Source organism: Streptomyces flaveolus (assembly GCF_000716535.1).
In the GTDB taxonomy this organism is placed as follows: Bacteria; Actinomycetota; Actinomycetes; order Streptomycetales; family Streptomycetaceae; genus Streptomyces; species Streptomyces flaveolus_A.
In genome coordinates, this window is the sequence record NZ_JNWV01000016.1 from 174,278 (window position 1) to 193,821 (window position 19,544).

Annotated in this window: 17 protein-coding genes; 7 read left to right on the forward strand and 10 right to left on the reverse strand. The window is 71.2% G+C overall.

Features of this window, described 5'->3' with window-relative positions:
* Positions 1 to 18 precede the first annotated feature (18 nt).
* A complete protein-coding gene (locus OO52_RS18490) occupies positions 19 to 924 on the forward strand; it encodes an NUDIX hydrolase (RefSeq protein WP_030648483.1) in 906 nt (301 codons plus the stop codon).
* Positions 921 to 1,751: an MBL fold metallo-hydrolase gene (locus OO52_RS18495; RefSeq protein WP_030648486.1), complete on the forward strand. Its 831-nt coding sequence runs from the start codon at positions 921 to 923 to the stop codon at positions 1,749 to 1,751. The genes OO52_RS18490 and OO52_RS18495 overlap by 4 nt, the downstream gene beginning before the upstream one ends.
* Here OO52_RS18495 and OO52_RS18500 read toward each other — a convergent pair.
* Positions 1,748 to 2,569, reverse strand: coding sequence for a nucleotidyltransferase domain-containing protein (locus OO52_RS18500; protein WP_030648488.1), 822 nt, complete (start codon positions 2,567 to 2,569; stop codon positions 1,748 to 1,750). The genes OO52_RS18495 and OO52_RS18500 overlap by 4 nt on opposite strands.
* A 61-nt stretch (positions 2,570 to 2,630) precedes the next feature.
* Complete coding sequence (locus tag OO52_RS18505) at positions 2,631 to 3,305, reverse strand: Crp/Fnr family transcriptional regulator (RefSeq protein WP_014674022.1); 675 nt, start codon at positions 3,303 to 3,305, stop codon at positions 2,631 to 2,633.
* Between the two features lie 342 nt (positions 3,306 to 3,647).
* On the opposite strand from OO52_RS18505, the gene nth reads away from it, so the two are divergent.
* From nth to OO52_RS18520, 3 genes are read left to right on the forward strand one after another with little or no spacing between them, the layout of a single operon-like run.
* Complete coding sequence (gene nth, locus OO52_RS18510; protein WP_030648491.1) at positions 3,648 to 4,679, forward strand: endonuclease III; 1,032 nt, start codon at positions 3,648 to 3,650, stop codon at positions 4,677 to 4,679.
* A gap of 54 nt (positions 4,680 to 4,733) precedes the next feature.
* Complete coding sequence (locus OO52_RS18515; protein WP_030648500.1) at positions 4,734 to 5,429, forward strand: NUDIX hydrolase; 696 nt, start codon at positions 4,734 to 4,736, stop codon at positions 5,427 to 5,429.
* Between the two features lie 13 nt (positions 5,430 to 5,442).
* Positions 5,443 to 6,642 carry a MarP family serine protease gene (locus OO52_RS18520; protein WP_030648503.1) on the forward strand — a complete coding sequence of 400 codons (1,200 nt, stop codon included), beginning with the start codon at positions 5,443 to 5,445 and terminating at the stop codon, positions 6,640 to 6,642.
* A gap of 15 nt (positions 6,643 to 6,657) precedes the next feature.
* On the opposite strand, the gene OO52_RS52755 is transcribed toward OO52_RS18520, so the two are convergent.
* From OO52_RS52755 to OO52_RS18545, 6 genes are all read right to left on the reverse strand, one after another.
* Positions 6,658 to 6,837: a hypothetical protein gene (locus tag OO52_RS52755; RefSeq protein WP_078629584.1), complete on the reverse strand. Its 180-nt coding sequence runs from the start codon at positions 6,835 to 6,837 to the stop codon at positions 6,658 to 6,660.
* A 162-nt stretch (positions 6,838 to 6,999) separates the two neighbouring features.
* Positions 7,000 to 7,923, reverse strand: a complete 924-nt coding sequence (locus tag OO52_RS18525) for an alpha/beta fold hydrolase (RefSeq protein WP_030648505.1) — start codon at positions 7,921 to 7,923, stop codon at positions 7,000 to 7,002.
* Entirely contained in the window at positions 7,920 to 8,408 is a 489-nt protein-coding gene (locus OO52_RS18530; RefSeq protein ID WP_030648508.1) for a phage holin family protein, read from the reverse strand. The genes OO52_RS18525 and OO52_RS18530 overlap by 4 nt, the downstream gene beginning before the upstream one ends.
* A 78-nt stretch (positions 8,409 to 8,486) precedes the next feature.
* Entirely contained in the window at positions 8,487 to 9,923 is a 1,437-nt protein-coding gene (gene nhaA, locus OO52_RS18535) for a Na+/H+ antiporter NhaA (protein ID WP_030648510.1), read from the reverse strand.
* A gap of 204 nt (positions 9,924 to 10,127) precedes the next feature.
* Entirely contained in the window at positions 10,128 to 12,083 is a 1,956-nt protein-coding gene (acs, locus tag OO52_RS18540; protein WP_030648512.1) for an acetate--CoA ligase, read from the reverse strand.
* 92 nt (positions 12,084 to 12,175) lie between these two features.
* The gene (locus OO52_RS18545) at positions 12,176 to 14,524 is read right to left on the reverse strand and encodes a bifunctional SulP family inorganic anion transporter/carbonic anhydrase (protein WP_030648515.1); all 2,349 of its coding nucleotides are present in this window, start codon (positions 14,522 to 14,524) and stop codon (positions 12,176 to 12,178) included.
* A 338-nt stretch (positions 14,525 to 14,862) separates the two neighbouring features.
* On the opposite strand from OO52_RS18545, the gene OO52_RS18550 reads away from it, so the two are divergent.
* A complete protein-coding gene (locus OO52_RS18550; RefSeq protein ID WP_030648518.1) occupies positions 14,863 to 16,128 on the forward strand; it encodes a hypothetical protein in 1,266 nt (421 codons plus the stop codon).
* Between the two features lie 3 nt (positions 16,129 to 16,131).
* Here OO52_RS18550 and OO52_RS18555 read toward each other — a convergent pair whose 3' ends face one another.
* Positions 16,132 to 17,112 carry an ATP-binding protein gene (locus tag OO52_RS18555; RefSeq protein WP_030648521.1) on the reverse strand — a complete coding sequence of 327 codons (981 nt, stop codon included), beginning with the start codon at positions 17,110 to 17,112 and terminating at the stop codon, positions 16,132 to 16,134.
* Between the two features lie 101 nt (positions 17,113 to 17,213).
* Here OO52_RS18555 and OO52_RS18560 point away from each other — a divergent pair, with 101 nt between their 5' ends.
* Positions 17,214 to 18,038 carry a hypothetical protein gene (locus tag OO52_RS18560; protein WP_030648524.1) on the forward strand — a complete coding sequence of 275 codons (825 nt, stop codon included), beginning with the start codon at positions 17,214 to 17,216 and terminating at the stop codon, positions 18,036 to 18,038.
* 341 nt (positions 18,039 to 18,379) lie between these two features.
* Here OO52_RS18560 and OO52_RS18565 read toward each other — a convergent pair whose 3' ends face one another.
* Complete coding sequence (locus OO52_RS18565) at positions 18,380 to 19,210, reverse strand: HAD family hydrolase (protein WP_030648527.1); 831 nt, start codon at positions 19,208 to 19,210, stop codon at positions 18,380 to 18,382.
* Between the last annotated feature and the right edge of the window lie 334 nt (positions 19,211 to 19,544).

The following is a 19,544-nucleotide window of genomic DNA, read 5'->3' on the forward strand; positions in this document are numbered from 1 at the left end:
ACGGGATAGCCTCCGGCCATGGCGAACGGTCAGTGGTACCCCCCGGAGTGGCCCGACCGCATCCGCGCGCTCGCGGACGGCGCCCTCACCCCGGTGACCCCGAGGCGCGCGGCCACGGTGCTGCTCCTGAAGGACACCCCGGACGGGCCGGTCGTCCACATGCTGCGCAGACGCGCCTCCATGGCCTTCGCCGGAGGCGCGTACGCGTATCCCGGGGGTGGCGTCGACCCGCGTGACGACGACCGCCAGATCCGCTGGGCGGGCCCCACGCGCGCGTGGTGGGCCGAACGGCTCGGGGTCGACGCGGCGGGCGCCCAGGCGATCGTCTGCGCGGCCGTGCGGGAGACCTACGAGGAGGCCGGCGTGCTGCTGGCCGGCCCCGACCCCGAATCGGTCGTCGGTGACACCACCGGCGACGACTGGGAGGCCGACCGCGCCGCCCTGGTCGCGCGCGAGCTGTCCTTCGCCGAGTTCCTCGACCGGCGCGGCCTGGTGCTGCGCTCGGACCTGCTGGGCGCCTGGACCCGGTGGATCACCCCGGAGTTCGAGGCCCGCCGCTACGACACCTGGTTCTTCGTGGCCGCCCTCCCCGAGGGGCAGCGCACCCGGAACGCCTCCACGGAGGCCGACCGCACGGTGTGGATCCGCCCCGAGGAGGCCGCCGCCGGGTACGACAAGGGCGAGCTGCTGATGATGCCGCCCACCGTCGCGACCCTGCGCCAGCTCCTCCCGTACCGCACCGCCGCCGAGGCACTGGCCGCCGCTCCCGCGCGCGACATGACCCCGGTGCTCGCCCGGGCCCGCCTCCAGGACGGCGAGATCGTCCTCTCCTGGCCCGGGCACGACGAGTTCACCAAGCACGTCCCGACCGCTCCGACGCCCGCTGAGACGACCGCTGACACGACCGGTGGAGGCCCCGCATGACCGACGCAGCAGCCCTGCCGGGCCAGCCCCGGGGCGGTGTGCTCTCGGGCCCGGCCACCGAACGGGCCGTCAACGTGCTGGCGCCCAACGCCTCAGCGATGACCCTGGACGGCACCAACACCTGGATCGTCGCCGAGCCCGACTCCGACCTGGCCGTGGTGATCGACCCCGGGCCGCTGGACGACGGTCATCTGCGCAACGTCGTCGATACCGCCGAGAAGGCGGGCAAGCGCATAGCCCTGACCCTGCTCACCCACGGGCACCCCGACCACGCGGAGGGCGCCGCCCGCTTCGCCGAACTGACCGCCACGCGCGTGCGTGCCCTCGATCCGGCCCTGCGCCTCGGCGACGAGGGTCTGGCCGCCGGAGACGTCATCACCGTCGGCGGCCTGGAGCTGAGGGTCGTACCGACCCCCGGGCACACCGCGGACTCGCTTTCCTTCCATCTCCCGGCCGACCGGGCGGTGCTGACCGGCGACACCGTTCTCGGGCGCGGTACGACGGTCGTGGCGCACCCCGACGGCCGGCTCGGTGACTATCTGGACTCCCTGCGGCGGCTGAGGTCCCTGACGGTGGACGACGGCGTGCACACCGTCCTGCCGGGCCACGGGCCGGTCCTCGACGACGCCCAGGGCGCCGTCGAGTTCTATCTCGCCCACCGCGCCCACCGGCTCGCCCAGGTGGAGACCGCGGTCGAGAACGGCTACCAGACCCCGGCCCAGGTCGTCGCCCACGTGTACGCCGACGTCGACCGCTCGCTGTGGCCGGCGGCGGAACTGTCGGTCCGGGCCCAGCTCGACTACCTCAGCGAGCACGGGCTGATCTAGTTGGGCCGCGGGGCCTTCACGCCGTGCACGCGCGCGTACTCCGCCGCGAGCCAGGGGCCCAGGTCGTCGACGTACGAGCGCAGGACGTCCGGGTCGCCGACCGGTTCCCGGCCGTACTCGGCCGCCGTACGCACCTGTGCGGCCCGCCGCGGGTAGTACGCGCCGAACACCTCGGCCATCTCCCGCAGATCGCTGGTCCAGCCCTGCCAGCGGGGTATGACGAGCGTGAACGCGGTGCGGACGAGGTGCCGGGACATGAAGCGCACCAGCGGTCGGCGGGCCTCCTCGGTGTCCTCCGCCCCCGCGATCCGCTCCCGCCAGCGCGGCAGCCAGCGGGCGAGGTCGCCGTTGGTCTCCCGGGCCAGCAGGGAATCGGGGCGGTAGTGGGGCAGGTGCGCGGCGAGGTCGTCACCGAGCAGCGGGGTGCACAGGCAGGCGACGAACCAGCCCATGTCGTACCGTTCCTCGTCGCTCAGCAGCCGCTTCCGGCCGTAGAGCAGCGTGCCGACACCGTCGATCTGCGGGAACTCCCCGTCGATCGCCTCCCCGAGGACGCGTACGGCGTCCCGGTCGGCGTCGGCCGGTCCGTCGCGCAGGGCGATCAGGAGGTCCAGGTCGCTGCGGCCCACGCGCGCGGTGCCGCGCGGGATCGACCCGTAGAGGTAGGCGCTGTGCAGGCGTGCGCCGAAGACGGCCGGCAGCCGGTCGCGGACGGCGTCCACGACCGGGCGGAAGGCGGGCGGCACGCGCGCGAGGGAGCCTTCGCGGACGAAGCGGCCCTGGGCGTCGACGCCGCCGGGGGCGGGAAGCACGGTCATGGACCCACTGTGCCGTCCCGCTCACGCCGCGGCAGCCGGGTTTTCGCGGCCGGGACCCGCGTCAGCGCGACCGCTTCGCCAGCCTCTCCACGTCCAGCAGGATCACGGCCCGGGCCTCCAGGCGGAGCCAGCCGCGCTGGGCGAAGTCGGCCAGCGCCTTGTTCACGGTCTCGCGGGAGGCGCCGACGAGCTGGGCCAGCTCCTCCTGCGTGAGGTCGTGGACGACGTGGATGCCCTCCTCGGACTGCACGCCGAAGCGGCGGGAGAGGTCCAGCAGGGCGCGTGCCACGCGGCCGGGGACGTCCGAGAAGACCAGGTCGGACATGGCGTCGTTGGTCTTGCGCAGGCGACGGGCGACGGCGCGCAGCAGGGCGCCGGCGACCTCGGGCCGGGCGTTCAGCCAGGGCTGCAGGTCGCCGTGGCCGAGACCGAGCAGCTTGACCTCGGTCAGCGCGGTCGCGGTGGCCGTACGGGGGCCCGGGTCGAACAGCGACAGTTCGCCGATCAGCTCGCCGGGGCCGACGACGGCGAGCATGTTCTCGCGGCCGTCGGGGGAGGTCCGGTGCAGCTTGACCTTGCCCTCGGTGACGACGTACAGCCGGTCCCCGGGGTCACCCTCGTGGAACAGGGAGTCGCCGCGTGCGAGGGTCACCTCGCTCATGGAGGCGCGAAGCTCCGCGGCCTGCTCGTCGTCGAGAGCCGCGAAGAGCGGGTTGCGCCGCAGAACGTCGTCCACTGAGTTCTCTCCTTGTCGACCTGCTCAGGGGATCTTGCTCCCCCGAGTGCCAGGGGACCGTGTTCCCCATTTTGCCGGACGGTCCAAACAGTGTGATCTGTCACAAGGATGCCGCACAGGTGTCCCGGGGTAAGCGTCAGGGGTCCGATCGGGGGCCGCTCAGCGGGCTCCGGGGCGGATGTCGGTGCCGGGCTTTAGGCTGGCTGGGTGTCCAAATCGCCGGTGAGAGCACAGGGCAAGGGGGCTGGGCGGGTGGTTGCACGTCATGATTCCGCTGTGGGCGAACAGGATCCCGGTGGAAGTAATAAAACAGGCAAATCGGCTAAAAAGGCTGCCGCTGCCGTGAAGAAGGCATCGGCTGCGAAGAAGGCGCCGACCGCTAAGAAGACCCCCGCCGCGAAGAAGGCGCCTGCCGTGAAGAAAGCGGCTGCCGCCGCGAAGGCCGAGGCCGCCGAGAAGACGGGGGCCGCGAAGAAGACCGCGGCTGTCAAGAAGACGCCGGCCATGAAGAAGGCCGCCGTCGTGAAGAAGGCCGCGTCCGTCGGGAAGCCCGCCAAGAAGGCCGCACCCGTCAAGAAGATCGCCGTCATTCCCCCGTCCGGCGAATCCCTCACCGCCCTGGTCCGCCGCGCCCGCCGGATCAACCGCGAACTGGCCGAGGTGTACCCGTACGCCCACCCGGAACTGGACTTCGAGAACCCCTTCCAGCTGCTGGTCGCCACCGTGCTGTCGGCCCAGACCACCGACCTGCGCGTCAACCAGACCACCCCGGCGCTCTTCGCCAAGTACCCCGCCCCCGAGGACCTCGCCGCCGCCAACCCGGAGGAGGTCGAGGAGATCCTGCGCCCCTGCGGCTTCTTCCGCGCCAAGACCAAGTCGGTCATAGGGCTCTCCAAGGCGCTCGTCGAGAACTTCGGCGGCGAGGTGCCCGGCAAGCTGGAGGCGCTGGTCACGCTGCCCGGCGTGGGCCGCAAGACCGCCTTCGTCGTCCTCGGCAACGCCTTCGGTCGGCCAGGGATCACCGTGGACACCCACTTCCAGCGGCTGGTCCGGCGCTGGAAGTGGACCGACGAGACCGACCCCGACAAGATCGAGGCCGCCGTCGGCGCGCTCTTCCCGAAGAGCGACTGGACCGACCTGTCCCACCACGTGATCTGGCACGGCCGCCGTATCTGCCACGCCCGCAAGCCCGCCTGCGGTGCCTGCCCCATCGCCCCGCTCTGCCCGGCCTACGGCGAGGGCGAGACCGACCCGGAGAAGGCGAAGAAGCTGCTGAAGTACGAGAAGGGCGGCTTCCCGGGGCAGCGGCTCAAGCCCCCGCAGGCCTATCTCGACGCGGGCGGCAGACCGGCGCCGCCGCTGGGGGCCGCGTGACGGAACGATCTCGGGGCCCTCGGGCGTTGGAGAGGACAGAGCGACGGGGGTGCGATGACGAGGGCAAGTGACACACAAGGCGGTCCGGTGACGCTCAGCAAGGACGGCCTGCCGGACTGGCTGGAGCCCGTCGTGCGCGCCGCCGAGACGATCGAGCCCCTCCAGCTGAGCCGTTTCCTGCCGCCGGAGAACGGCTCGGGGCGGCAGTCGGCCGTGCTGATCCTGTTCGGCGAGGGCGAGCGCGGCCCGGAGCTGCTGCTCATGGAGCGCGCGGGCTCGCTGCGCTCCCACGCCGGACAGCCGTCGTTCCCGGGAGGCGCGCTGGATCCGGAGGACGGTGATCCGCAGGACGAGGGTCCCCTGCGGGCCGCGCTGCGCGAGGCCGAGGAGGAGACCGGGCTCGACCCGTCCGGCGTGCAGCTCTTCGGCGTGCTGCCGAGGCTGTACATCCCGGTCAGCGGCTTCGTCGTCACCCCCGTGCTGGGCTGGTGGCGCAAGCCCAGCCCGGTCGGCGTCGTCGACCCGAACGAGACCGCGCGGGTCTTCACCGTCCCCGTGGCGGATCTCACGGACCCCGCCCACCGTGTCACCGCCGTCCACCCCCGTGGCCACAGCGGCCCGGCATTCCTGGTCGAATCGGCCCTGGTCTGGGGTTTCACGGCCGGAGTGATCGACCGCCTGCTGCACTTCGCGGGCTGGGAGCGCCCCTGGGACCGCGGTAAGCAGGTCCCGCTCGACTGGCACGCATGACAGGGTGATCCCCGTGAACGTGCTGGACATCCTGCTGCTGGTCGCGGCCGTGTGGTTCGCGGTGGTGGGCTACCGCCAGGGCTTCGTCGTCGGCATCCTGTCGGTGATCGGATTCCTGGGCGGCGGCCTGGTCGCCGTCTACACGCTGCCCGTCATCTGGGACGCCGTGACCGGCAAGACGCAGGTCGGCACCACCGCCGCCGTCGTCGCCGTGGTCGTCGTGATCGTCTGCGCCTCCGTGGGCCAGGCCCTGACCACCCACCTCGGCAACAAGCTGCGCCGGCACATCACCTGGTCCCCGGCGCGCGCCCTGGACGCCACCGGCGGCGCCCTTGTCAACGTGGTCGCGATGCTCCTGGTCGCCTGGCTGATCGGCTCCGCCCTGGCCGGTACGACCCTGCCGACGCTCGGCAGGGAGGTGCGTGGCTCCAAGGTGCTCCTCGGGGTCTCCCGGGCGCTGCCCGCGCAGGCCGACACCTGGTTCGCGGACTTCTCCTCCGTGCTCGCGCAGAACGGCTTCCCGCAGGTCTTCAGCCCGTTCGCCAACGAGCCGATCAAGGACGTGCAGCCGCCCGACCCCGCCCTGGAGAGCAGCCCGGTCGCCTTCAGCGCCCAGCGCTCCATCGTCAAGGTCACCGGCACCGCCCAGAGCTGCGGCAAGGTCCTGGAGGGCAGCGGCTTCGTCTTCGCCGACCGCCGTGTGATGACCAACGCGCACGTCGTCGGCGGAGTCGACGCGCCGCGCGTGCAGATAGGCGGGGAGGGCCGCAAGTACGACGCGAAGGTCGTCCTGTACGACTGGAAGCGCGACATCGCCGTACTCGACGTACCGGACCTGAAGGCGACCGCCCTGCGGTTCACCTCGCAGGACGCGACCGGAGGCGACGGCGCGATCGTCGCGGGCTTCCCGGAGAACGGCTCGTACGACGTGCGCGCCGCGCGCGTGCGCGGGCGCATCACGGCCAACGGCCCCGACATCTACCACCGCGGCACGGTCCGCCGCGACGTCTACTCCCTGTACGCCACCGTCCGCCAGGGCAACTCCGGCGGCCCCCTGCTCACCCCGGACGGCAAGGTGTACGGCGTGGTGTTCGCCAAGTCCCTCGACGACGCCGACACCGGCTACGCCCTGACGACGGACGAGATCCAGGCCGACATCGAGCGGGGGCGTACGGCGAACGAGCAGGTGGGTACGGACAGCTGCGCCCTGTAGGGCGACGCGGCGCGTTCAGCCCCGCGGGTGACGCAGGCGCACCGAGACCCAGCGGGCCCGGCGGCGCAGGATGCGCGGAATCCCCACCCGGAGGTCCGCTTCCGCGAGTTGTGGGGTGCCTCGCTGAGGCGTGCTCAGGCCCGTGGCCGAGCGGCGGTTGCGGGGTGCGTCACTGTAGTCGTGCGTCCAGCCCATACCCCGACGTGTGCCCCCGCCCCAAGGTCGATAACCGCTTGTGCGCCCCCCAATTGGCCTATGCGGCAGGCATGTGGCCGTTCGGGGGACAACTGTTCAGGAAATCGGATACTCCACGCATCGAACCTTCACCGCAGGGTCACCGAACGTGCGCCTGACACCTCATCGGTCGGGCTCGGGATCCTTCAGCCAGTTGATCAGCTCGGTGGAGAACGCCGCCGGGTCCTCCTCGTGCGGGAAGTGACCGAGACCGTCGAACAGCCGCCAGCGGTACGGCGCTTCGACGTACTCGCCCGAACCGGCCGCGCTGCGCGTCCGGGTCACCGGATCGAGCGAGCCGTGCAGATGCAGCGTCGGCACCCGTACGGGCCGCTTCATCCGGCGGTAGAACTGCACGCCGTCCGGCCGCGCCAGCGAACGCACCAGCCAGCGGTACGGCTCGATCGCGCAGTGCGCGGTGGACGGGATGCACATGGCCCGCTGGTACGTCTCCACGGCCGCGTCGTCCGGCAGCCGCGGCCCGGACCAGTCCCGGATCAGCCGGCCCGCCAGCGCGCCCCCGTCGGCGGTCAGTTGGCGCTCGGGGATCCAGGGCCGCTGGAACCCCCAGATGTAGGAGTTGGCGGCCGTCTGCCGGGCGTCCCGCAGCATCGCCGCGCGCCAGCGCCGCGGATGCGGCATGGACGCCACGGCCAGGCGCCGCACGAGTTTGGGCCGCATGGCCGCCGCCGTCCACGCCAGATAGCCGCCGAGGTCGTGGCCGACCAGCGCGGCGTCCGGCTCGCCGAGCGACCGGATCACCCCGGTGACGTCCAGCGCGAGGTTGGCCGGGTCGTACCCGCGGGGCGTGCGGTCGCTGCCGCCGACGCCCCGCAGGTCCATCGCCACCGCCCGGTAGCCCGCGTCCGCGAGCGCGGTCAGCTGGTGCCGCCACGTCCACCAGAACTGCGGGAAGCCGTGCAGGAGCAGGACCAGCGGGCCGTCGCCGAGTTCGGCGATGTGGAAGCGTGCGCCGTTCGCGGCGACGTCCCTGTGGCTCCAGGGACCTTCGATCCGTACGGCCGAGGGAGCGGCGGGGTCCGTCATGACGACGAGCGTGCCACAGCCTCGATGGCCGCGGGGGTCCGGTCCTCGGGCAGCTCCGGACGCGGGTGCGGCTTGGCGTTCTGCAGGACGCCCGCCGACTGCTTCATCGAGGCCGCCACCTTCTGCGGACCCCGGCCCTTCTTGGCCTTCTTCGCGAACACCGTGCCGATGAGCGCGAGGAGGCCGGCGACCAGCACGTTGGCCGCGAAGGACAGCACGAAGCAGATCGCCAGGTTCCAGTGGCTCCAGGTGCGGATGCCGTACGCCAGGGCGAAGTTGAGCATCGGCAGGGAGAACACCAGTACCGCGCCCGCCATCGAGAAGGCGCCGCCGCTGACCGCGCCGCGCTTCACGTCCTGCTTGAGCTGTGCCTTGGCCAGCGCGATCTCGTCGTGCACCAGCGCCGACAATTCGGTCGTCGCCGAGGCGAACAGCTGGCCGATGCTGCGTTCGGCGCCGACCGGGCTGCCGTCGGGTGCGCTCATCGCGTTCTCCCTCAGAGGTCTCTCGTGGGTCTTACGGACCGTCTTGCGTACCGTCTTGATTTGTACCGTCTCGTCAGATCATGCCGGACGGCCGTCCTCCTCGCCTGCCCCGCCCGGCACTTCCTGAAGCCCGTGGCGCGCCTCGGCGGCCAGCCGGCGGTGTTCGGCGGCCTTGCGCTCGTGGATCTCGGCCATCCGCAGGTGGTACGCCGGGTCGTCCTGCTCGTAGACGTCCGGGATGCCGTCGAGGTCCTCGTCGCGTTCTTCCTCCTCGCACAGCCTGCGGTACTTGGCGTTGCGCAGCTTCAGCAGCACCGTCGCGCACGCGGTGGCGATCAGCGACCCGGTGAGGACGGCCGCCTTCACCTCGTCCGTCAGGACGGCGTCGCTCTCGAAGGCCAGCTCGCCGATGAGCAGCGAGACCGTGAAGCCGATCCCGGCGAGCGAGGCCACCGCGAAGACGTCGGCCCACGCCAGGTCCTCGCTGAGCTGCGCCCGGGTGAAACGAACGGTCAGCCAGGTGCCGCCGAAGATGCCGACCGTCTTGCCCACGACCAGTCCGAGCACCACGCCGAGCGTCTCGGGTCTCGTGAACACGTCCCCGAGCGCCCCGCCGGATACGGACACACCGGCGCCGAACAGCGCGAACAGCGGTACGGCGAGCCCGGCGGACAGGGGCCGCACCAGATGCTCGATGCGCTCGGCCGGTGAGTGCTCCTCACCCTCCCGGGTGGTGCAGCGCAGCATCAGGCCCATCGCCACGCCGGCGATGGTGGCGTGCACGCCGCTGTTGTACATCAGCGCCCAGACGACGACGCCGAGCGGCACGTACACGTACCAGCCGCGCACGCCCTTGCGCAGCAGCAGCCAGAAGACCGCGAGGCCGGCGGCGGCCCCGCCGAGGGCGGGGAAGTTCAGCCGGTCGGTGAAGAAAATCGCGATGATCAGGATCGCGAAGAGGTCGTCGACGACCGCCAGGGTGAGCAGGAAGGCGCGCAGGGCGCTGGGCAGCGAGGTGCCGATGACCGCGAGGACGGCGAGCGCGAAGGCGATGTCGGTGGCGGTGGGCACCGCCCAGCCCTGCGTGGAGCCGTGCCCGGCGACAGCGGTGAGGGTGTACACGAGTGCCGGTACGGCCATCCCGCACAGCGCCGCCGCCACGGGCAGCACCGCCGCCCTGCGGTCGCGCAGGTCGCCGGCGACCAGCTCGCGCTTGAGTTCGATGCCGGCGACGAAGAAGAACACGGCGAGCAGGCCGTCGGCGGCCCAGTGGGCGACGGAGAGGTTCAGACCGAGGGCTTCGGGGCCGGCGTGGAAGTTGCTGACCGTCTCGTAGCTGTGGTGGATGCCGGGGACGTTCGCCCAGAGCAGCGCGGCCACGGCGGCGAGGAGCAGCAGGACACCGCCGACGGTCTCGGTGCGCAGCGCGTCCGTGACGAAGGAGCGCTCGGGCAGCGACAGACGGCCGAGGACCCTGCGAGGGGTGCTGTGGGGGCGGGTGCGGGGCGCGGTCACGGGAAACCTCCGGGGCAGGCGGGACTCACATGCCGACCAGACTTCCCGGCGCACCTGATGTGCCGCTTCGTACGGCACTTTGTTTAGTTTACCTAAAGTGCCGTCCGCCCGGGTCCGGTGATCTCCACCTGGACCCCCGAGGGGCACCCGGCACGTTCGCCGGCCGGGTGCCCCTCGGGATGCCGCTCAGTCCTCCCGGTCCGCTCAGTCCTCGCTGGGCGCCGCGGGCAGCTTGGCCTGGATGAGGTCCATGACGGTGGAGTCCGTCAGCGTGGTGACGTCACCGAGCTGGCGGTTCTCGGCGACGTCCCGCAGCAGGCGGCGCATGATCTTGCCGGAGCGGGTCTTCGGCAGCTCCGCCACCGGCAGGATCCGCTTGGGCTTGGCGATCGGGCCGAGCGTGGCGCCGACGTGGTCGCGCAGCTCGCCGATGAGCGCCTCGTTCTCCGAGGCCGTGCCGCGCAGGATGACGAACGCGACGATGGCCTGGCCGGTGGTCTCGTCGGCGGCGCCCACGACGGCGGCCTCGGCGACCGACGGGTGCGAGACCAGCGCCGACTCCACCTCGGTGGTGGAGATGTTGTGCCCGGAGACGAGCATCACGTCGTCCACCCGGCCCAGCAGCCAGATGTCGCCGTCGTCGTCCTTCTTCGCGCCGTCACCGGCGAAGTACTTGCCCTCGAAACGGGACCAGTAGGTGTCGATGAACCGCTGGTCGTCGCCCCAGATGGTGCGCAGCATCGACGGCCACGGCTCGGTCAGCACCAGGTAGCCACCGCCGCCGTTCGGCACCTCGTTCGCCTCGTCGTCGACGACGGTCGCGCTGATGCCGGGCAGCGGACGCTGCGCCGAACCGGGCTTGGCCTCGGTGACGCCGGGCAGCGGCGAGATCATCATGGCGCCGGTCTCGGTCTGCCACCAGGTGTCCACGACCGGCGTCCTGTCGGCGCCGATGTGCTTGCGGTACCAGATCCACGCCTCGGGGTTGATGGGCTCGCCCACCGAGCCGAGGACACGCAGGGAGGACAGGTCGAACTTGGCGGGGATGTCGTCGCCCCACTTCATGAACGTCCGGATCGCGGTCGGCGCCGTGTAGAGGATCGTGACCTTGTACTTCTGCACGATCTCCCAGAACCTGCCCTGGTGCGGGGTGTCCGGCGTGCCCTCGTACATCACCTGCGTCGCGCCGTTGGCCAGCGGGCCGTACACGATGTACGAGTGCCCGGTCACCCAGCCGACGTCGGCCGTGCACCAGTACACGTCGGTCTCCGGCTTGAGGTCGAAGACCGCCCAGTGGGTGTAGGCCGTCTGGGTGAGGTAGCCGCCGGAGGTGTGCAGGATGCCCTTCGGCTTCCCCGTGGTGCCGGAGGTGTAGAGGATGAACAGCGGGTGCTCGGCCTCGAACGCCTCCGGGGTGTGCTCGGCCGACTGCCGGGCGACGATGTCGTCCCACCACACGTCCCGGCCGTCGGTCCAGGCCACCTCCTGGCCGGTGCGGCGGACCACGAGCACGTGCTCGACGTTGTCCACCTTGCCGACCGCCTCGTCCACCGCCGGCTTGAGCGCGGACGGCTTGCCGCGCCGGTAGCCACCGTCGGCGGTGATGATCACCTTGGCGTCCGCGTCCTTGATCCGGGTCGCGAGCGCGTCCGCCGAGAAGCCGCCGAAGACGACCGAGTGCGCGGCGCCGATCCGGGCCGAGGCCAGCATCGCGATCGCGGTCTCCGGGATCATCGGCATGTAGATGGCGACGCGGTCGCCCTTCCGCACGCCCAGCTCCAGCAGGGCGTTGGCGGCCTTGGAGACCTCGTCCTTCAGCTCCGCGTAGGTGATCGCCCGGCTGTCGCCGGGCTCGCCCTCGAAGTGGATGGCGACGCGGTCCCCGTGCCCGGCCTCTACATGCCGGTCCACGCAGTTGTAGGCGACGTTCAGCTCGCCGTCCTTGAACCACTTCGCGAACGGCGGGTTCGACCAGTCCAGCGTCTCGGTCGGTTCCTTGGCCCAGGTCAGCCGGCGGGCCTGCTCGGCCCAGAAGCCGAGCCTGTCAGCCTTGGCCTGTGCATACGCCTCCGCGGTGACGTTGGCGTGCGCTGCCAGGTCGGCGGGGGGCGCGAACCTGCGTTCTTCCTTGAGCAGGTTGGCCAGGCTCTCGTTGCTCACGACATCTCCCTTTCGAAGGGTGTCCGTTGTGTCCCAGGCCACAGCTCATCAGACACGGGGGTCCGATGACAAGGGTCGACGGTAAAATTGGTTTAGACCTGTCTGTGGCTCGTGACCCGCACCGCTTCGCGTGCCTCCTCACCTCCGCCGATGCCTCCCGCCACGTCCTCGAACACCGCTTGCTCCTCCGTCCCCGCCAGCAGATACGCCTGCGCCTCGCCGACGTGGAAATACATGCCGTGCAGTTCCAGCGCACCCTCGGCCAGCGCCCGGGCTACCGACTCGTGCGCCCTCAGATGCGCCAACTGCTGGACCACGTTGGTCAGGCACAGCAGCTCCACCGCGTCCGCGGGCTCCCGTCCGGCCAGCCGGGGCCGCCCGGGATGATCGCCGGCCGTCCGCGCCAGGCTCGGCAGCCCGTGCCGCAGCCACCGCTGGAGCGGGGTGCTGTCCCCCTGGCCGGCCCCCGTGGTCAGCAGCGCCTGCATCGCTCCGCACCCGGAGTGCCCGCATACCGTGATGGAGCGCACCCCGAGCACGTCCACCGCGTACTCGATGGCGGCGGCCACCGAGTCGTCGCCGTGCTCCTCGCCCGGCGGCGGCACCAGGTTGCCGACGTTGCGGACGACGAACAGGTCGCCGGGACCGCTGGCGGTGATCATCGACGTGACGAGCCGGGAGTCGGCGCAGGTCAGGAAGAGCTGGGAGGGCCGCTGGCCCTCCCGGGCGAGCCGCGCCAGCTCCTCCCGCACCAGCGGCGCGGTGTTCCGCTGGAACGAGCTGATGCCACGTGCCAGTTCCCGGCCGGCCCCCTGCCCTTCCGGAGCGGTGGGGGCTCCGGCGAAGCAGGCCTGGTGGTTGCGCCAGGGGGTCCAGGGACGGCACCGGCACTCGGTGGCCTGATCCTGCTCGCCGGTCCGGATTCCGTCGCGCCGGCCCGCCAGCTCGGCCGTGCCTCCCCGCGCGGTGTGGGAGCTGCGCCAGTCCTGCAGCGACTCGTACGCCGCGTGGTCCATGAACGAACCGTCCAGCTCCACGACGGCGTGGGCGCCTTGGGGTACGAGATGCAGGGTTCTGCTGAGCCGGGGCACCGCGAGGAAGGTCAGCTGGCCTCGGACGCGTACGTGATGGACTCCTTCCTTCTCGTGGTGGGTGATGCGGGTGCGGGCGAGGCGGTGCAGGGCGACGGCGACCGCCACGGCGACCCCGAGGAACACGCCTTGCAGGACGCCTAGGAGCACCACGCCGAGTGTGGTCGCGGCGTAGACCGGCACTTCGCGGTGGCGCGTCACCGTGCGGATGTGGTGCAGGGACACCATCTGGATGCCGACGGCCATCACCAGGGCGGCGAGGGAGGCGAGCGGGATCTCCTCCAGGACCGGGACCATCAGCAGCGCGGCGACTACTACGAGAACGCCGTGCAGCATCGTGGAGTTCCGGCTGACGGCACCTGAATTCACATTCGCGGTACTGCGCACCGCAACGCCCGCGATCGGCAGCCCGCCGAGGGCTCCGGAGGCGATGTTGGCGGCGCCCTGGCCGAGCAGCTCCCGGTCCAGGTCCGAGCGGCCGATGCGGGACTGCGGGCCGGTGCGGGCGGCGACCAGCTTGTCCACGGCCACCGCGCCGAGCAGCGACTGCACGCTGCACACCAGGGTGGTGGTGAGCACCGCGGCCACCAGGCCGAGCGCCGGACCCTCGGGCAGTCCTGCCAGGGCGTGGCTGTGCCAGGACGGCAGCTCGACCCGGGGGAGGCGCAAGCCCGTGAGGGCGGCGGTCGCGGCGGCTCCGGTGACGGCGACGAGCGCGGCCGGCACCCTGCGCAGCAGCCGGCCGGCGCGGCCGGGCAGGCGGGGCCAGGCCAGCAGCAGGGCCAGGGTCAGCGCGCTCATCGACACGGCGGCCGGATGCAGGTCGGCCAACTGGGCGGGCAGAGCCCGCAGGTTGGCGAGGACGGAGCTGTCCGGGTTGCCGCCGAGGACGATGTGCAGCTGGGCGACGGCGATGGTGATGCCGATGCCGGCCAGCATGCCGTGCACCACGGCCGGGCTGACCGCGAGCGCGCCGCGCGCCACCCGCAGGCAGCCGAGGCCGAGTTGGGCGATGCCGGCGAGGACGGTGATGCCGCAGGTGGCCCGCCAGCCGTAACGGTGGATCAGGTCGGCGGTGACCACGGTGAGTCCGGCGGCGGGCCCGCTGACCTGGAGGGGGCAGCCGCCCAGCCGTCCGACGACGATCCCGCCGACTGCGGCGGCGACGAGTCCCGCCTGGAGCGGGGCGCCGGTGGCCAGGGCGATGCCGAGGGAGAGCGGCAGGGCGATCAGGAAGACCGCGACGGCCGCGGACAGGTCGGCGCCCGCCACGGGGAAGCGGCGGCGGCCCGGTGCGGGGCTGTGCGGCGGGTGGGGGTGCTGGGTGTGAGGGGGTGCGCAGGCGGACATGTTCCCGTCTCCTCCGGGGCGGCGCGGTCGCGGACTGGGTGGGAGCCGCGGCGATGGGCGGGCTCGGTCGCGGCCGTGGGTCACGGCGTGCAGCGGCGGGATGGATCAACGCTCGGTAAAAGAACCGTAATGCCAAGTAAAGCCAAAGCATAGTTTTCTGGGGCAAAAGGGGTGGAAGATCGCCCGCTTGAGTGAAGTGAGCATTTGATCGGCTTGTCGTACTAATTCCTTCTCAGTCCCGTGCGACCTTGGCGGCGCTGTCGGTGCGAACCCGGCACATCACTCGAAAACGGCCCTCGTCAGCGTGTGCCTGAGAGAAGGAAGAAGGTGGGCGGAACATGGCCGCCACCCAGAGGATCGCCGTCGGCGCCATGGTCGCCGCGGCCTGTGCGGCGTCGTTCGCCGGTTGCGCGACCGACTCCAGCGGCACGAAGGAAGGGGCGCCCGGTCCGGGACAGGGGGCGCCGGCGCCGGGCAGCGTGCTCCGGCTGATCGGTGACGGTTCCACCGCCTACACCGGATCCCAGCCGTACCTGCCCCGGCCCGAGCGGTTGAGCCCCGGTCAGAAGCCCCCGCAGTTCGTCGTGTTCTCCTGGGACGGCGCGGGCGAGGACAGCCAGAAGCTGTTCTCACACTTCCGCAAGGTCGCCAAGGAGAACAACGCGACCATGACGTACTTCCTCAGCGGCGTGTACCTCCTGCCGGAGGAGAAGCGCGACCTGTACAAGCCCCCGCAGCACTCGCCGGGCCGCTCCGACATCGGCTTCAACGACGAGCAGGGCATCACCGACACCCTCAAGCAGGTACGGCTGGCCTGGCTGGAGGGCAACGAGATCGGCACCCACTTCAACGGCCACTTCTGCGGGCCCGACGGCGGGGTCGGCACCTGGTCGGTGGACGAGTGGAAGAGCGAGATCGCCCAGGCCAAGCAGTTCGTGAAGTCATGGCGGACCAACACCGGCATGAAGCGGACCGCTCCGCTGCCCTTCGACTACGACAAGGAGCTGATCGGCGCCCGCACCCCCTGCCTGGAGGGACGGAAGAACTTCATCAAGGCCGCCCGCGACCTGGGGTTCCGCTACGACTCCAGTGGAGTCGATGACCAGGTCTGGCCCAAGAAGAAGGAGGGCCTGTGGGACCTGTCGATGCAGCTGGTGCCCTTCCCGGGCCACACCTATGAGCAGCTCACCATGGACTACAACTTCATGGTCAACCAGTCCGGCACCAAGACCCAGGGCGACCCCGACAAGTTCGACTACTGGGGCGCCCAGATGCGCGACGGACTCATCCAGGGTTTCTACCGCGCCTACGACGGCAACCGTGCGCCCCTCATCATCGGCAACCACTTCGAGTCCTGGAACGGCGGCACCTACATGCGCGCCGTCGAAGACGTGATCAAGGCCGTGTGCACCAAACCCGAGGTGCGCTGCGTCTCCTTCCACCAGCTGGCCGACTGGCTGGACGCCCAGGACCCGGGGACCCTGGCGAAGCTGCGCACCCTGAAGGTGGGCGAGGCCCCCCGGCAGGGCTGGGAGTCCTTCCTGTCCGGCCGTCCGGCTCCGGCGCCCAAGGGCGTGCCCGGGGCGCCGGCGGACGAGTCGTAGACGTCAGGCCGGCGTCGCCACACTCTCGCCGAGCACGAAGTGCGGGTCGACCTGCGCCGCCAGGTCGACCCCGGTGCGCTCGTTGCCCCAGGACTCGGCGTTCTTCAGGTGGAAGTGCACCATCTGGCGGGTGTAACGCTCCCAGTCGCGCTGCTCGTAGGTGGCGTCGACGGTGGCCTTGAGCAGGTCCAGGGCGCGGGCGTTGGCCTCCTCCAGGAGCGCGAACCGGGGCGGGCGGCCCTTTTCCATGGCGCGCACCCAGTCCGAGCGCCCGACCGTCACGAGCAGGTCGTCCCCGACCTCGTCGCGCAGGAAGTCGAGGTCGTCGGGGTCCTGGATCTTGTTGCCGACGACCTTGAGGGCGACGCCGAAGTCGCGGGCGTACTCCTTGTACTGGCGGTAGACGGAGACCCCCTTCCGGGTCGGCTCGGCGACGAGGAACGTCATGTCGAAGCGGGTGAACATGCCGGAGGCGAAGGAGTCCGAACCGGCCGTCATGTCGACCACGACGTACTCTTCGGGGCCGTCGACGAGGTGGTTCAGGAACAGCTCCACCGCTCCCGTCTTGGAGTGGTAGCAGGCGACCCCCAGGTCGGCGTCCGTGAAGGGGCCCGTGACCATCAAACGGGCGGCGCCGCCGTCGAGTTCCACCGGGCGGGCGCAGGCGTCGTAGACCGGGTTGGGCTCGCGCACCCCGACCAGCCGGGAGCCCTCGCCGGGCGGGGTCGTCTTGATCATCGTCGCGGCCGAGGCGATGCGCGGGTTGGTGCCGCGCAGGTAGTCCTTGATCAGCGACAGCTGTTCGCCCATGGCGGGCAGCGCCGCCGCCTCCTCCTCGCCGAGGCCGAGCGCGGGGCCGAGGTGCTGGTTGATGTCCGCGTCGATGGCGACCACCGGGGCGCCGGAGGCGACGAGATGGCGGATGAAGAGGGAGGAGAGCGTGGTCTTGCCGCTGCCGCCCTTCCCGACGAAAGCAATTTTCATGTTCACCAAGGGTAGTCGGGTGATAGCTGTATGTGTCACCAGGTAGTGAAGAAGACCACTCCTTCGTGGGGTGGGCCGAGGGGGTGCGTAGTGTCGTACTCATGAGTACGACAGGCGCGACCGCCGATCCGCTCGCGGCCCTGGGCTCGCTGCCCGGTGTGGCCGAGTCCGTCGAATCCGTGCGCAAGGCCGTGGACCGGGTCTACGGGCACCGGATCATGCGACGTCGCAGCAACGAGATCACCTCCGAGGCGGCCCTGCGCGGCGCCCGCGGCTCGGCTGCGCTCTCCGGCGCGGACTGGGCCCTGGAGGAGGTGCGCCGCCGCACCGACTTCGGCGTCGACGCCGAGGCGCGCGTCATGGGTGCGGCCCTGCGGCTGACCGCGGAGGCGGGGCAGCTGCTCTCCATCTGGCGCCAGTCGCCCCTGCGGGTGCTGGCCCGGCTGCACCTGGTGGCCGCGGCGAGCGGTGAGGACCAGGTCGGCAGGCCGCGCCTGGCCGGTGAGCCGGTCGACGAGCCGCTGGTCGAGCTGCCGCTGCCGGACGCCGGGGAGGTCTCGGGCCGGCTGGAGGGGCTGGCGGACCTGATCATCGCCGGCACCTCGGCGCCCGCGCTGGTCACGGCCGCCGTGGTGCACGGCGAACTGCTCGCGCTGCGCCCCTTCACGTCCCACAACGGCCTGGTCGCGCGCGCGGCCGAGCGGATCGTGCTGATCGGCAGCGGACTGGACCCGAAGGCGATCTGCCCGGCCGAGGTCGGCCACGCCGAACTGGGCCGCGCCTCCTACCTGGCCGCCCTGGACGGGTACGTCTCCGGCACCCCCGAGGGCGTGGCGGCCTGGATCGCCCACTGCGGCCGTGCGGTCGAACTGGGCGTACGCGAGTCGACGGCGGTCTGCGAAGCGCTGCAGCGCGGCGCGGCCTGAGGAAGGGCCCGGGCGGCGAACAAGGGTTGCGGCGGTACGAGTGCTCGTACCGCCGCTGGCATGATCACCGGGTTACCAGGCGTCCTCGATATGTCGCCCATCAGGTCGGGATTCTTTGCCCGTCACCTGGTGCGGCTGGCCCGTAATCGACGGGTCGACGTCGCGTGGGTGCCCGGTGTTCATGCTGGGTCCGTGGGGCCAATGCGTAGTAGTAGGGGATCCTCGCGGATGTCCTTTTGGTCTCGCGGGCCTAGGTTCTTTGTACCGCGAGCAGGGAGGAAGCGGAACCCCTGCCTGCACTTCTTTACTTTCAGCTTCAAACAGGGCGAAACGGGCGCGGTTCAGGCGGTGCCACGGCGCCGGTTCGTGTACCAGACGAGGCCGGCGGTCGCCGCCGCCGCTCCTATGGCCGCCGCCGCGACCAGTGCCGGGCGGGGCGGGACGGAGAACGCGGGCAGCCGCTTCTTGAGGCGGACCGGGTGGCGGAACGCCAGAATCGGCCACCCGCGCGCGAGTGCCTCGCGGCGCAGCGCGCGGTCCGGGTTCACGGTGTGCGGGTGCCCGACGGACTGGAGCATCGGCAGGTCGGTCGCCGAGTCGCTGTAGGCGTAGCAGCGGTCGAGGTCGTAGCCCTCGGACGCGGCCAGCTCCCTGACGGCCTCGGCCTTCGTCGGGCCGTAGGCGTAGTACTCCACCTCTCCGGTGAAGCAGCCGTCCTCACCGACGACCATGCGGGTGGCGACCACTCGGTCCGCGCCCAGCAGTTCCCCGATCGGCTCGACCACCTCGGCGCCCGAGGTGGACACGATCACCACGTCCCGGCCGGCCGCGTGGTGCTCCTCGATGAGGGAGGCGGCCTCGTCGTAGATGATCGGGTCGATCAGCTCGTGCAGGGTCTCGGCGACGATCTCCCGTACGTGCTGGACGTTCCAGCCGCGGCACAGCGCGGAAAGATACTCGCGCATGCGCTCCATCTGGTCATGGTCCAGACCGCCGACCAGGAAGACGAACTGGGCATATGCGGTACGCAGCGCGGCCCTGCGGTTGATCAGCCCGCCTTGGTAGAAGGACTTGCTGAAGGTGAGCGTGCTGGACTTCGCAATGACCGTCTTGTCCAGGTCAAAGAAGGCCGCTGCGCGGGGCAAGGAGTGGTTTTCCACGCCCCTGAGCATAGGCGCCCACCATTCGGCGTAAGGTGGGGCGCGTGGGTTTGCCTGAGAGGGCTCTCGGGTACACCATGGAAGTCACGGATCGTTCGCGACCGTGCTAACCCGGTCCGACTCCTCCCCCCCCGAGTCGGCCGTGGGGACGACCCCCGCTCTCCCCCCCCGGCGGGGGTCGTCGCATGTCCGGATGGGTTTTCTCCCTCCTCCTCTTTCTTCCCGCAGTCGTACGGCCGGCGCCGCGCCTCCGTGGCGGCACTCTTGGCATGCCCACGATTGGTCACGCTATGTAATCGTCAGACTGCTCTGTGGATATCGCACACGGATCAGCACGGGGGTCACC

Coding starts and splice junctions, on each gene's coding strand:
- OO52_RS18490 (WP_030648483.1), top strand. CDS start 19: ATGGCGAACGGTCAGTGGTACCCCCCGGAGTGGCCCGACCGCATCCGC.
- OO52_RS18495 (WP_030648486.1), top strand. CDS start 921: ATGACCGACGCAGCAGCCCTGCCGGGCCAGCCCCGGGGCGGTGTGCTC.
- OO52_RS18500 (WP_030648488.1), bottom strand. CDS start 2,569: ATGACCGTGCTTCCCGCCCCCGGCGGCGTCGACGCCCAGGGCCGCTTC.
- OO52_RS18515 (WP_030648500.1), top strand. CDS start 4,734: ATGACGAGGGCAAGTGACACACAAGGCGGTCCGGTGACGCTCAGCAAG.
- OO52_RS52755 (WP_078629584.1), bottom strand. CDS start 6,837: ATGGGCTGGACGCACGACTACAGTGACGCACCCCGCAACCGCCGCTCG.
- OO52_RS18525 (WP_030648505.1), bottom strand. CDS start 7,923: ATGACGGACCCCGCCGCTCCCTCGGCCGTACGGATCGAAGGTCCCTGG.
- OO52_RS18530 (WP_030648508.1), bottom strand. CDS start 8,408: ATGAGCGCACCCGACGGCAGCCCGGTCGGCGCCGAACGCAGCATCGGC.
- OO52_RS18545 (WP_030648515.1), bottom strand. CDS start 14,524: ATGTCCGCCTGCGCACCCCCTCACACCCAGCACCCCCACCCGCCGCAC.
- OO52_RS18550 (WP_030648518.1), top strand. CDS start 14,863: ATGGCCGCCACCCAGAGGATCGCCGTCGGCGCCATGGTCGCCGCGGCC.
- OO52_RS18555 (WP_030648521.1), bottom strand. CDS start 17,112: ATGAAAATTGCTTTCGTCGGGAAGGGCGGCAGCGGCAAGACCACGCTC.
- OO52_RS18560 (WP_030648524.1), top strand. CDS start 17,214: ATGAGTACGACAGGCGCGACCGCCGATCCGCTCGCGGCCCTGGGCTCG.
- OO52_RS18565 (WP_030648527.1), bottom strand. CDS start 19,210: ATGCTCAGGGGCGTGGAAAACCACTCCTTGCCCCGCGCAGCGGCCTTC.